General features: G+C 63.6%; 12 protein-coding genes. 11 read left to right on the forward strand and 1 reads right to left on the reverse strand.

The features are described from left to right. The 9 genes from AC1RDJ_RS00080 to AC1RDJ_RS00120 all read left to right on the forward strand — a co-directional run bounded on the left by AC1RDJ_RS00080 (nucleotide 1) and on the right by AC1RDJ_RS00120 (nucleotide 8170). A complete protein-coding gene (locus tag AC1RDJ_RS00080) occupies nucleotides 1-693 on the forward strand; it encodes an amino acid ABC transporter permease (RefSeq protein WP_071321667.1) in 693 nt (230 codons plus the stop codon). Nucleotides 694-734: 41 nt separating this feature from the next. Further along, nucleotides 735-1460, forward strand: coding sequence for an amino acid ABC transporter ATP-binding protein (locus AC1RDJ_RS00085; protein WP_071321668.1), 726 nt, complete (start codon nucleotides 735-737; stop codon nucleotides 1458-1460). Nucleotides 1461-1499: 39 nt separating this feature from the next. After that, nucleotides 1500-2960: an amidohydrolase family protein gene (locus tag AC1RDJ_RS00090; RefSeq protein ID WP_493026170.1), complete on the forward strand. Its 1461-nt coding sequence runs from the start codon at nucleotides 1500-1502 to the stop codon at nucleotides 2958-2960. A 151-nt stretch (nucleotides 2961-3111) separates the two neighbouring features. Beyond that, nucleotides 3112-4176, forward strand: coding sequence for a dihydroorotase (pyrC, locus tag AC1RDJ_RS00095; protein ID WP_071321670.1), 1065 nt, complete (start codon nucleotides 3112-3114; stop codon nucleotides 4174-4176). Nucleotides 4177-4183: 7 nt separating this feature from the next. After that, entirely contained in the window at nucleotides 4184-4987 is an 804-nt protein-coding gene (locus AC1RDJ_RS00100; protein WP_493026171.1) for a DUF3025 domain-containing protein, read from the forward strand. A 34-nt stretch (nucleotides 4988-5021) separates the two neighbouring features. Then, nucleotides 5022-6011 (forward strand): Gfo/Idh/MocA family protein, encoded by a 990-nt coding sequence (locus tag AC1RDJ_RS00105; RefSeq protein ID WP_071321672.1) that lies wholly within the window; start codon nucleotides 5022-5024, stop codon nucleotides 6009-6011. Nucleotides 6012-6022: 11 nt separating this feature from the next. Beyond that, the gene (locus AC1RDJ_RS00110) at nucleotides 6023-7237 is read left to right on the forward strand and encodes an MFS transporter (RefSeq protein ID WP_083411566.1); all 1215 of its coding nucleotides are present in this window, start codon (nucleotides 6023-6025) and stop codon (nucleotides 7235-7237) included. Beyond that, the gene (locus AC1RDJ_RS00115; protein WP_493026172.1) at nucleotides 7237-7362 is read left to right on the forward strand and encodes a hypothetical protein; all 126 of its coding nucleotides are present in this window, start codon (nucleotides 7237-7239) and stop codon (nucleotides 7360-7362) included. The genes AC1RDJ_RS00110 and AC1RDJ_RS00115 overlap by 1 nt, the downstream gene beginning before the upstream one ends. Before the next feature lie 316 nt (nucleotides 7363-7678). Next, nucleotides 7679-8170 (forward strand): REP-associated tyrosine transposase, encoded by a 492-nt coding sequence (locus AC1RDJ_RS00120; protein WP_493026173.1) that lies wholly within the window; start codon nucleotides 7679-7681, stop codon nucleotides 8168-8170. A 296-nt stretch (nucleotides 8171-8466) separates the two neighbouring features. Here the strand turns inward: AC1RDJ_RS00120 and recG are convergent, their stop codons facing one another. Beyond that, nucleotides 8467-10569 carry an ATP-dependent DNA helicase RecG gene (gene recG / locus AC1RDJ_RS00125; RefSeq protein ID WP_493026174.1) on the reverse strand — a complete coding sequence of 701 codons (2103 nt, stop codon included), beginning with the start codon at nucleotides 10567-10569 and terminating at the stop codon, nucleotides 8467-8469. 199 nt (nucleotides 10570-10768) lie between these two features. On the opposite strand from recG, the gene queA reads away from it, so the two are divergent. Continuing rightward, complete coding sequence (gene queA / locus AC1RDJ_RS00130) at nucleotides 10769-11824, forward strand: tRNA preQ1(34) S-adenosylmethionine ribosyltransferase-isomerase QueA (protein ID WP_493026175.1); 1056 nt, start codon at nucleotides 10769-10771, stop codon at nucleotides 11822-11824. 2 nt (nucleotides 11825-11826) lie between these two features. Then, a complete protein-coding gene (gene tgt / locus AC1RDJ_RS00135; protein WP_493026176.1) occupies nucleotides 11827-12966 on the forward strand; it encodes a tRNA guanosine(34) transglycosylase Tgt in 1140 nt (379 codons plus the stop codon). The last annotated feature ends 167 nt before the right edge of the window (nucleotides 12967-13133 follow it).

Here is a 13133-nt window from a genome sequence, read left to right on the forward strand (position 1 = left end):
ATGTTCGGTAATTTCGACTTCGATGTCATCTCCCGCTCGTGGGTCTACCTGTTCCAGACCGGCATGGTGTTCACCCTGAAACTGACGGCGCTGTCCATGGTGGGCGGCATCGTGCTGGGCACCCTGCTGGCGCTGATGCGGCTGTCCAGCAACCGCATCCTGTCCGGCGTGGCGTCGAGCTATGTCAACCTGATACGCTCGATCCCGCTGGTGCTGGTGATCTTCTGGTTCTACTTCCTGGTGCCGTACATCGCCGCCTGGATCATCGGCGCCGCCGAGCCCGTGAAGGTGGGCGCGTTTTCCTCGGCGCTGATCACCTTCATCATGTTCGAGGCGGCCTACTATTGCGAGATCATGCGCAGCGGCATACAGTCGATCCCGCGTGGCCAGGTATGGGCGGGCCAGGCGCTGGGCATGAACTACCGGCAAACCATGGGCAGCATCGTGCTGCCGCAGGCGTTCCGCAACATGATCCCCGTGCTGCTGACGCAAACCATCGTGCTGTTCCAGGACGTCTCGCTCGTGTACGTGCTGTCGATTCCCGATTTTGTCGGCGCCGCCTCGAAAATCGCGCAGCGCGACGGCCGCCTGGTGGAGATGTACGTGTTCGTCGCCGTCGTGTATTTCGTGCTGTGCTATGCCTTGTCGTTCCTGGTGAAACGCCTGCAAAAGCGCGTCGCCATCATTCGCTAATCCATTCCAGCCTGATGCTCGGGAAAACAAGAAAGAAGACCATGATTGAACTGAACAAAGTAAGCAAATGGTATGGCCAGTTTCAGGTGCTGACCGACTGCACCACACAAGTGGCCAAGGGCGACGTGATGGTCATTTGCGGACCGTCCGGCTCCGGCAAGTCGACCCTGATCAAGACCGTCAACGGCCTCGAGCCGATCCAGCAGGGGCAGATCATCGTCGACGGCATCGCCGTCAACGATCCGAAAACGAATCTGTCGAAACTGCGCGCGCGCATCGGCATGGTGTTCCAGAATTTCGAGCTGTTCCCGCATTTGTCGATCCGCGAAAACCTCACCATCGGCCAGATCAAGGTGCTGGGCCGCAGCGCCGACGAAGCCAATGCCAAGGGCTTGAAATACCTGGACCGCGTGGGCCTGCTGTCACAGCAGGACAAATTCCCCGGCCAGCTTTCGGGCGGCCAGCAGCAGCGCGTGGCGATCGCCCGCGCGCTGTCGATGGATCCGATCGCCATGCTGTTCGACGAACCGACATCGGCGCTCGACCCCGAAATGATCAACGAAGTGCTCGACGTGATGGTGGGCCTGGCGCAGGAAGGCATGACGATGATGGTCGTCACGCATGAAATGGGTTTTGCCAAGCGCGTGGCCAACCGCATCGTCTTCATGGACCAGGGCAAGATCATCGAGGATTGCAGCAAGGACGATTTCTTCAACACGACGCGTTCGGACCGCGCGCGCGATTTTCTCGCCAAAATCATCCATTAATTTTTTATCTGTTGAACTGGAATGACATTGAAATTGGTAATGCTGCCTGTACTGAAAAAAATGGCCGGCGCGATGCTGGCGCTGGGCTTCCTGGCACAGGCCCACGCGGCCGACAGGATCGCCGTCGACATCGCCCTGCGCGACGCCACCGTGATCGACGTTGCCGCCGGCCGCGCCGTCACGGGACAATCCGTGCTGCTCAAGGGCGACAGCATCGTCGCCGTCGTCGATGACGCGCAGCTGCGCAGCTATGCGCCGAAGCGCACCATCCGCCTGCCCGGCAAATACGTGATGCCGGGCCTGTGGGACACGCATGTGCATTTCGGCGGCGGCCCCGAGCTGAACGACGAGAACAAGCAGCTGCTGCCGCTGTACCTGGCGCACGGCATCACCACGGTGCGCGACTGCTCGGGCGACTTGCCCGACACCGTGCTGGCCTGGCGCCAGCAGATCAACGCGGGCCAGCTGCAGGGGCCGACGATTTTTACCTCCGGCGCCAAGCTGGAGGGCATCAAGCCGCTGTGGAAGGGCACCATCGAAGTGGGCACGCCGCAGGAAGTCACGCGCGCGCTCGACGGCCTGCAGGCGCAGCACGTCGACTTCGTGAAGATCACGGAAAACACCCTGAAGCCGGAGCTGTACCTGGAAGCGCTGCGCCAGGCGCGCGAGCGCGGCATGCGCACCTCGGGGCATATCCCCGTGCAGCTGACATTGGGACAGATGGCCGACGCGGGCCTGGGCACGATCGAGCACCAGTCCTACCTGCTGCGCGCCACCACGCCGCGCGAACAGGAACTGACGGACCAGGTGGCCGCCGGCAAGCTGACGGGCAAGGAGGCGATGCGCGCAAGCGTGCAAAGCTACGACGAACCGACGGCGCGCAAGGCCTTCAGCTACCTGGCCGCGCGCGGCACGGCCATCGTGCCGACCCTGTGGGGTTCGCGCGTGACGGCTTACCTGGACCGCGAAGACCACACGCACGATCCGGCCCTGCAATACATCGGCAAGGGGCTGCGCGCCACTTACGACTGGCGCGTGCAGCGCGCCGCCAAGGATGGTCCGGAAGCCATCGCCCAGCGCCATGCGCAGTTCGAGCAATCGGCAAAGCTGCTGCCGATCTTGCAGCAGCAGGGCGTGAGCATCATCGCCGGCACCGATGCGGGCTTCCTCAATTCCTTCGACTATCCGGGACAGGCCCTGCACGATGAAATCGGCCTGTACGTGCAGTATGGGCTGACGCCGCAGCAAGCCTTGCAGTCGGCCGTCATCAACGGCCCCCGCTTCCTGGGCAAGCTGGCGCGCTACGGCAGCGTGGCGGCCGGCAAGGCGGCCGACCTGCTGGTGCTCGACGCCAATCCGCTGCAGGACATCGGCGCCACGCGCCAGATCCGCCTGGTGGTCAGCCGTGGCCATGTGTATGACCGCGCCGCGCTGGACCGGATGCTGGCCGATATCCGCGCCTGGGTGGCGAAGCAGGAGGCGCCGCCTGCCAAATCCTGATGCGCATGCGCTCCTGATATGCAAAACGGCCAGCGCACACTGGCCGTTTTACCGTCAGGGCGGCAGCGCATACGGGCTTTCCCGGCGGGCGAGGCGGCCCGGCGGCTGGTAAAATGGCGCTATTCGCAATGACCGCCTGAGAGCAGCCGCCATGTCCACACCCGATCACACCCCGACCGCCGTTCCTTCGTCCATCACCATCACCCGTCCAGACGACTGGCACCTGCACCTGCGCGACGGCGCCGTCATGGCCAGCGTGCTGCCGCACAGCGCGCGCCAGTTCGGCCGCGCCATCGTCATGCCGAACCTGAAACCGCCCGTCACCACCACCGCCGACGCAGCCGCCTACCGCGAACGCATCCTGGCGGCCGTGCCGGAAGGCGTGAACTTCGACCCGCTGATGGTGCTGTACCTGACGAACAACACCTCGCCCGATGAAATCCGCCGCGCGCAGGACAGCGGCATCGTGCAAGCCGTGAAACTGTATCCGGCCGGCGCCACCACCAATTCCGATGCGGGCGTGACGGACCTGAAAAACTGCTACAAGGTGCTGGAAGTGATGCAGGAAGTGGGCATGCCCTTCCTCGTGCACGGCGAAGTGACGGACCCGGAAATCGACATTTTCGACCGCGAAGCCGTCTTCATCGAACGCGTGATGCGTCCGCTGCGCAGCGCCTTCCCGGCCCTGTCCGTCGTATTCGAGCACATCACCACCAAGGACGCGGCGCAGTACGTGGCCGAAGCGGAAGGCCCGATCGCCGCCACCATCACGGCGCATCACCTGCTGTACAACCGCAACGAGATCTTCAAGGGCGGCATCCGCCCGCATTACTACTGCCTGCCGATTCTCAAGCGCGAAGAGCACCGCCTGGCGCTGATGACGGCGGCCGCCAGCGGCGACGAACGCTTCTTCCTCGGCACAGATTCGGCGCCGCACGCGCAAGGCGCCAAGGAAATGGCTTGCGGCTGCGCCGGCTGCTACACGGCCCTGCATGCGATGGAAATGTATGCCGAGGCGTTCGAGCGCGCCGGCGCGCTCGACAAGCTGGAAGCGTTTGCCAGCTTCCACGGCCCGGCCTTCTATGGCGTGGCGCGCAACACGGACACCATCACCCTGAAGCGTGAAAGCTGGACCCTGCCAGCCTCTCTGCCGCTGGGCGACAGCCATGTCATTCCGCTCAATGCCGGCGAGCAGATCAACTGGAAAATGGTGTAAGCGCTTCATGCTGCCATCGATAGACTGGACCCGCCCCTGGTATGCCACGGTGCTGCCGGCGCGACGGCAGCTGGACCTGCAGCGCGACACGGTCATCGCCGCGCTGAACGGGCAGGCGCGGGCGCTGGACTTGCGCAATCCATCGGGCTTGCCGCTGGCCTTCGTGCCGCAAAGCGAGCTGCCCGAAGGCGTCGCGTATGAAGAATTCATCGGCGCCACGGGCGGCGTGCCCACGCGCGACAATCTGCATGACTTTTTCAATGCGCTCGTATGGCTGACCTTCCCGCGCATCAAGCGGCAGCTGAATGCCTTGCAGGCGGCGCAGATCGCCCTGTCCGGCGTCGGCAAGTCGCGTGGCCCGGCACGCGACGGCGCCACCATTTTCGATGAAAATTCGGCCTTGCTGGTGCTGCGCGACAGCGATGCGGGGCGCGCGCTGGAAGCGACGTTGCGCGGACACGACTGGCGCGGCGCCTTCATCGCGCAGCGCGGCAAGTTTGGCGCCGGCGGCGACGCCGAAGTCTGCCTGTTCGGCCACGCGCTGATGGAAAAACTGGTGGCGCCGTACAAGGCCATCACGGCGCACGCGCGCGTGATCTTTGCCGGCGACGCCTACTTCGCGCTCGACGATGCGGCGCGGCGCGCCTGGCTCGACGAGCGCGTGGCGCAGGACCTGGTCAGCGGCGGCCTGACGACGGCCGATTTTACGCCGCTGCCCGTGCTGGGCCTGCCCGGCTGGAGCGAATGCCAGGACGACGATTTTTATAATGACGCTACGGTGTTTCGTCCGAAACGCAAGGCGTCAACTTAACGCATGCCGCCGCGGCGGCCAAAGGGATCGATGCATGGATAAGGTGATACGCTGGGGCATCCTCGGCACGGGCAAGATAGCGCGCGCAATGGCCATCGGCTTGCGCGATGCGCCGGGTGCGCAACTGGTGGCGGTGGCCTCGCGCAGCGATGCCGGCGCGCTGGCCTTCGGCGCCGAATTCGGCATCGAACGCTGCCACGGTTCGTACCAGGCGCTGGCCGACGACGCGGACGTGGACGTGATCTACATCGCCACGCCGCACACCCTGCATGCGGAAAATGCGCTGATGTGCCTGGCCGCCGGCAAGCACGTCGTGTGCGAAAAGCCGTTCACCATGAATGCGCGCGAAGCGCAGGCCGTGGTCGACATGGCGCGCGAGAAAAAGCTGTTCCTGATGGAAGCCATGTGGAGCCGCTTCCTGCCGGCCGTGCAGGAAGCCAAACGCATCATCGCCAGCGGCGAAATCGGCGTGCCGCAGCAGGTGCAGGCCGATATCGGCTTTGTCGCCAGCTTCCCGCCCGAGCACCGCATGTTCAATCCTGAATTGGGCGGCGGCGCGCTGCTCGACGTGGGCATCTATCCGCTGTCGATGGCGGCCTTCTTCCTCGGACCCGTGTCGGCCGTGCAGGCGCTGGCCGAGATGGGCGCCACCGGCGTCGACGAGCAAGTCGTCTTCTCGCTGCTGCATGCTGGCGGCGGCACCTCGTCCTGCGCCTGCAGCCTGCACGCGCTGACGCCGACGGAAATGACGATTTCCTGCAGCCTGGGGCGCATCCGCCTGCCCAACCGTTTTTACAAGCCCGACTCCTTGATCGTCGAAGCGATGGACGGCGAACGCCGCGTGGTCGCCGCGCCCTGCCTGGGCAATGGCTACACGCACGAAGCGCTGGAAGCGATGCGCTGCATCCGCGCCGGCCTGCTGGAAAGCCCCGTCATGCCGCACGCCGACAGCGTGGCGCTGATGCATAATCTGGACACCATGCGCGGCCAGATCGGCCTCGTTTACAGCGCCGACCAGGCGTAATCAGGAACCCCATGACATTGCCCTCATCCCGTCCCAGCCTGAAAACCGTCCTGATCGCCAGCGGCGTCGTCCTGACCCTGGCGATGGGCGTGCGCCATGGCCTGGGCTTCTGGATGCAGCCGATTTCGCAAGCCAATGGCTGGACGCGCGAAACGTATTCGCTGGCGCTGGCCATGCAAAACCTGATGTGGGGCGTCTTCGGCCCGTTCGCCGGCATGGCGGCCGACCGCTTCGGCACCATGCGCGTCGTCATCGTCGGCGCCATCAGCTACATGGCCGGCCTCGTGTGGATGGCGCTCGTCACGCAGCCCACGCTGTTCATTGTCGGCTCGGGCATCTTCATCGGCCTGGCGTTGGCCTGCACGGCGTTTGGCGCCATCAGCGGCATCATCGGTCGCAGCGCGCCGCCCGAGCAGCGTTCGTGGGCCTTCGGCATCTCGTCGGCGGCCGGCTCGTTTGGCCAGTTCCTGATGATGCCGGTCGAGCAGCAACTGATTTCCGCCGTGGGCTGGCAAAACGCCTTTTACGTGCTTGCCGCCCTGGTGCTGCTGGCCATGATCCCGATGGCCTTTTACCTGCGCGAGCCGCCCGTTACGCACGCCAGCGGTCCGCAGCAAAGCGTCGGCGCCGCCTTCAGCGAAGCCGTCGCCAGCCGCTCGTTCTGGCTGCTGCTGGCGGGGTATTTCGTGTGCGGCTTCCAGCTGGTGTTCATCGGCGTGCACTTGCCGGCCTACCTGAAGGACCAGGGCCTGATGAATCCGAATATCGCCGTCACGGCGCTGGCGCTGATCGGCCTGTTCAATATCGTCGGCTCCTACTACGCGGGCAAGCTGGGCGGAAAAATCGCCAAGCGCTATCTGCTGTCGGCCATCTACGTGGCGCGCGCGGTGGTCATCACGCTGTTCCTGCTGGCGCCCTTGTCGTCATGGTCGGTGTACCTGTTCGCCGCCGGCATGGGCGTGCTGTGGCTGTCGACCGTGCCGCTGACGAATGGCATCATCGCCGGCATCTTCGGCGTGAAGCACCTGTCGATGCTGGCCGGGATGGTGTTTTTCTCGCATCAGGTGGGCAGTTTTCTCGGTGCATGGCTGGGCGGCTACCTGTACGAGCACCAGGGCACGTACCACGCCGTATGGATGATCACCATCGGCCTGGGCTTGCTGGCCGCGCTGATCAACCTGCCGATCGACGAGCGCGCCGTCAAGCGCGCGGCGGTGGCGGCGTAGTGGGCAACTGGCGCGCGTGGCTGTGGCGCCTGCTGGGCGCCGCGCTGCTGGCCATCGTCTTCATGGCGTATCTGCGGCCCGATTTCATGCTCGACCTGGCGAATCGCTTCTGGATGTGCATGTAGGCTGCGCGGACGCAAGGTCGATTGCGAAAAGCCGGCTTACGCTGGAAGTCGGATTACGCCACGCTAATCCGACCTACCCGACCTGCCGCCGCATATGCGCGTAGGTCGGATTAGGCCGCAAGGCCGTAATCCGACAACACCGGGAACCAAGAAAAGCCGTAGCGATTAGGCCGCCAAGGCCGTAATCCGACAACACCGGGAACCAAGAAAAGCCATAGCGATTAGGCCGCAAGGCCGTAATCCGACAACACCGGGAACCAAGAAAAGCCATAGCGATTAGGCCGCAAGGCCGTAATCCGACAACACCCATGAAACTATGCGATACCGACGCGCATTCCAGCCAGGCGGCAGCTTTTTTTTCACGGTGGTGACGGCACACCGCCGGCCCGTTTTTGCTACTGCCACTGCCGTGGATTTGCTGCGGCACGCTTTCCGCACCGTACGCCATAAACGGCCATTCAATATCGACGCTATCGTTATCCTGCCCGATCACCTGCATTGCATCTGGACCCTGCCTGAAGGCGATGCCGATTTCATGACGCGCTGGAGGCTGATCAAGACATGGTTCAGCAAGCATGCAGGCATTAAAGATACTTGGCAGCACCGTTTCTGGGAGCATGTGCTCCGCGACGAACGCGACCTCGCCAATCATGTCGATTACATCCATTACAACCCGGTCAAGCATGGCTTGGTGGAGCAAGCCATCGATTGGCCGTATTCCAGTTTTCATCGGTATTTAAAGCAGGGATGGTGTGCCGCGGATTGGGGCGGGGAGGGCGTGGACGTGGCGGGTATTGGGCGGGAGTGAGCAGCGCCAACAATGTTGTCGGATTACGCTACGCTAATCCGACCTACCCGACCTAAGGTTGCGTATTTGCGTAGGTCGGATTAGGCCGTAGGCCGTAATCCGACAACACCCGGAAACAAGCAATGCCAATAGTGTGCAGGCCGTAGGCCGTAATCCGACAACACCCGGAAACAAGCAATGCCAATAGTGTGCAGGCCGTAGGCCGTAATCCGACAACACCCGGAAGCAAGCAATGCCAATAGTGTGCAGGCCGTAGGCCGTAATCCGACAACACCCGTCAATCGGCAATACCAGATCTACACCTTCAAAAATTCCTCTTTCCCGCCGAGCCAGCGCGCCAGGTGGGCTTCCACGGTGGTGGCGGCTGCCGCCGTGGTGGCGTGCAGCAGGTCGTGCGCCACGTCGCGCGCCTGGTCTACCAACCATTGGTCCGTTTCCAGGTCGGCGAAGCGCAGCATGGCCTGGCCGGACTGGCGCGCGCCGAGGAACTCGCCGGGGCCGCGGATTTCCAGGTCGCGGCGGGCGATCTCGAAGCCGTCCGTCGTTTCGCGCATCGTCATCAGGCGCTGGCGGGCCACGCCGCCCAGCGGGCCCTGGTACAGCAGCAGGCAGACGCTGGCCGCCGAGCCTCGGCCCACGCGGCCGCGCAGCTGGTGCAGCTGCGACAGGCCGAAACGCTCGGCGTGCTCGATCACCATCAGCGAGGCATTCGGCACGTCGACGCCTACCTCGATGACGGTGGTGGCGACCAGCACGTGCAGCTGGCCGGCGATGAAGGCGTCCATCACTTCCTGTTTTTCCGCCGGCTTCAGGCGCCCGTGCACGAGGCCCACCTGCAGCGCGGGCAGGGCTTCGGCCAGCATCATGTAGGTGTCGGTGGCCGTCTGCAGCTGAAGCGCCTCCGATTCCTCGATCAGCGGGCAGACCCAGTACACCTGCCGGCCTTCCAGCGCGGCCGCGTAGACGCGGGCGATGACTTCGTCGCGCCGGTTCTGGTCGATGGCGCGCGTGACGATGGGGCTGCGCCCGGGCGGCAGCTCGTCGATCACCGACACTTCCAGGTCGGCGTAATAGGTCATGGCCAGGGTGCGCGGGATCGGCGTGGCCGACATCATCAGCTGGTGCGGCACGGCCGCGCTGTCGCCCTTGTTGCGCAGGGTCAGGCGCTGGCCCACGCCGAAGCGGTGCTGTTCGTCGACGATCACCAGGCCCAGTTTGGCGAACTGCACGTTGTCCTGGATCAGCGCATGCGTGCCGATCACCAGCTGCGCTTCGCCCGATTCGATCAGGGCCAGCGCGGCCGTCTTTTCCTTTTTCTTCAGGCTGCCCGTCAGCCAGGCCACCTTCACGCCCAGCGGTTCCATCCAGGCGGCGATCTTGCGGAAGTGCTGTTCGGCCAAAATCTCCGTGGGCGCCATCAGCGCGGCCTGGTAGCCGCTGTCGATGGCCTGCGTGGCGGACAAGGCCGCCACCACCGTCTTGCCGCTGCCGACGTCGCCCTGCAACAGGCGCTGCATCGGATACGGCTGGCGCAGGTCGGCGCGGATTTCGTCGAGCACGCGCGCCTGCGCGCCCGTCAGCTTGAAGGGCAGGGCGGCGCCAAAGGCTTCCGACAACGTGCCGACGATGGGCAGCGAGGCGGCGCCTTTCGAGCGGCGCGCGCGCTGGGCGCGTTTCAGCGACAGCTGCTGCGCCAGCAGTTCATCGAATTTCATGCGCACCCAGGCCGGGTGCGAGCGGTCCATCAGCGCGCTTTCATCGATGTCCTGCGGCGGATAGTGCAGCAGGTGCACGGCGGCGCGGAATGGCGACAGCTGCATCTCGTGCAGCAGCGGCTCGGGCAGGGTGTCGTGCCAGTCGATGCGGCGCATGGCGTCGGCGATCTCGCGCCGCAGGACGTGCTGCGACAGGCCTTCGCCGGACGGGTAGACGGGCGTCAGGGCCGTGGGCAGCGGCGCGCCCTCGTTGACGACCTTGTAGGTCGGGTGCACCATCTCGGCGCCGAAAAAGCCGTGTTTGAGTTCGGCGCGTGCGCGTACCCGCGTGCCTTCGGCCAGTTGCTTGACCTGACTGCCGTAGAAATTCATGAAGCGCAGCAGCAGGTTGCCCGTTTCATCGGCGATCGTCACCAGCAATTGCTTGCGCGGCTTGAAACTGACTTCGCACTTGGTGACGACGCCCTCGACCTGCCACGACTCGCCGCCGCGCAGGCAGGCGTCGCGTATCGTGTAGACCTTGGTTTCATCTTCGTAGCGCATCGGCAGGTGCAGCACCAGGTCCATATCGGTACGCAAGCCCAGCTTGGCCAGGCGGCTTTCCGTGCTGACCACCTTTTTGGCCGCTTTCGGCTTGGCGGCGGGCTTGGCGGCGGGGAGAAGATCGGGCGTTGGATCGGGCATATGCAAGGTTTTGGTGCCGCTGGCGCAAGTTTCAGTGCCGCTAGCGTAAAATAGAGGGTTGTCCGGCACACCCTGTGCGTACCGCAGTCATCGTTTGTTGCGGCGGATTATTGTAATGCCTGTATAGGCGCACAGTATAGTGCCAGATCTTCCATTGCGCACTCCTAATCATTTTTGACGTATTTTTGAAGCAAAACGCATGTATTCGCTTTCCGATTTCGATTTTAATTTGCCGCAAGAAAACATTGCGCAAACTCCGCTGGCCGAGCGCAGCGCCTCGCGCCTGTTGCATCTGGACGGCGACGCCCTGGTCGACCGCCAGTTCGCCGACATCGTCGGACTGCTGCAAGCGGGCGACCTGCTGGTGATGAACGACACGCGCGTGCTGAAAGCGCGTTTCTTTGGCGTCAAGGAAAGCGGCGGCAAGATCGAGGCGCTGGTCGAGCGCGTGCTCGATGAGCGCACCGTGCTGGCCCAGGTGCGCGCCTCGAAGTCGCCGCCGCCCGGCTGCCGCATCCGCCTGGCCGACGCCTTCGACGTGACGGTGGGCCAGCGCGCCGGCGAATTCTTTACCCTGCATTTCGAGGCCGACGTGTTCGAGCTGATCGAGGCGCATGGCCGTTTGCCGCTGCCGCCGTATATCGAGCATGACGCGGATGCCTTCGACGAGACGCGCTACCAGACCGTGTTCAACAAGGTGCCGGGCGCCGTGGCCGCGCCGACGGCGGGCCTGCATTTCGACCAGGCCCTGCTCGACCAGCTGAAGGCCAAGGGCGTCAACTTCGCCTATGTGACCCTGCACGTGGGCGCCGGCACCTTCCAGCCCGTGCGCACGGAAGTGTTGTCCGAGCACAAGATGCATACCGAGTGGTACACCATGCCGCAGGACACCGTGGACGCCGTGCGCGCCACGCAACTGGCCGGACGCGACGTGGTGGCCGTCGGCACGACCAGCCTGCGCGCGCTGGAATCGGCCTCGCAAAGCGGACAATTGCTGGCGGGCAGCGCCGATACGGCCCTGTTCATCACGCCCGGCTATGCGTTCAAGACGGTGACGCGGCTCATCACCAACTTCCATTTGCCGAAATCGACCCTGCTGATGCTGGTGTCGGCCTTTGCCGGCTATGAGCCGATCCGCCATGCCTACGCGCATGCGATCGCGCAGAACTACCGTTTCTTCAGCTATGGCGACGCGATGCTGCTGACCACGCAATCGCGCGCTGCGCTGAACCTTGACACTCCCGTGAAAGACTGACCATGCTGGAATTTACATTACTCAAGACCGACACGAGCGGCCTGACCAAGGCACGCCGCGGCACCTTGAAACTCAACCATGGCGTCGTGCAGACGCCGATCTTCATGCCAGTGGGCACTTACGGCTCCGTGAAAGCCATGTCGCCGCTGGAACTCAACGAGATCGACGCGCAGATTATCCTGGGCAACACGTTTCACCTTTGGTTGCGTCCTGGCAACACCGTCATGGAGAAATTCGGCGGCTTGCACGGCTTCATGGGCTGGAACAAGCCCATCCTCACGGATTCCGGCGGTTTCCAGGTGTTTTCGCTGGGCGCCATGCGCAAGATCACGGAAGAGGGCGTGCATTTCAATTCGCCCATCAACGGCGATAAATTGTTCCTGTCGCCGGAAGTGTCGATGCAGGTGCAGCGCGTCTTGAATTCCGACATCGTCATGCAGTTCGACGAATGCACGCCGTACGAGATCCAGGGCCGCCCGGCCACCATCGAGGAAGCGGCCAAGTCCATGCGCATGTCCTTGCGCTGGGCGCAGCGCTCGAAGGACGAGTTCCACCGCGGCGAAAACCCGAATGCGCTGTTCGGCATCGTGCAGGGCGGCATGTTCGAAATGCTGCGCGACGAGTCCTTGGCCAAGCTGGAAGAGATCGACTTCCCCGGCATCGCCATCGGCGGCCTGTCCGTCGGCGAGCCGAAGGAAGACATGATGCGCATGCTGGCCCACGTGGGCCCGCGCCTGCCGGCCAACAAGCCGCATTACCTGATGGGCGTGGGCACGCCGGAAGACCTGGTGGCGGGCGTGTCGAACGGGATCGACATGTTCGATTGCGTCATGCCGACGCGTAACGCGCGCAATGGCTGGCTGTTTACCCGTTTCGGCGACATCAAGATCAAGAACGCCAAATACAAGGAAGACCAGACGCCGCTGGACGAGACGTGCAGCTGCTACGCCTGCCGCAATTTCTCGCGCGCGTATCTGCACCATCTGCACCGCTCCAAGGAAATCCTCGGTGCGCGCTTGAATACCATCCACAACCTGCATTACTACCTGGACTTGATGCGCCAGATGCGCGAAGCGCTCGACGAAGACCGTTTCCACGCGTTTACGCTGCAATTCCATGCGGAACGCGCACGGGGAACTTAAGAAATCCTTATGTCGATGGCCACTGGCGCCATGGCCTGATGTTTTATATATTGGTGCTTGGACTGGGGCTATAAAGCATTGCATAATGCCTTTTTAGCCCCATTTAAAGTTGCCATGCCTGCAATTAGGGTAATGGTCTATCGCCAATGCTAGAATACAGCGCTATT

This window comes from Janthinobacterium sp. GW822-FHT07H10 (assembly GCF_058798675.1).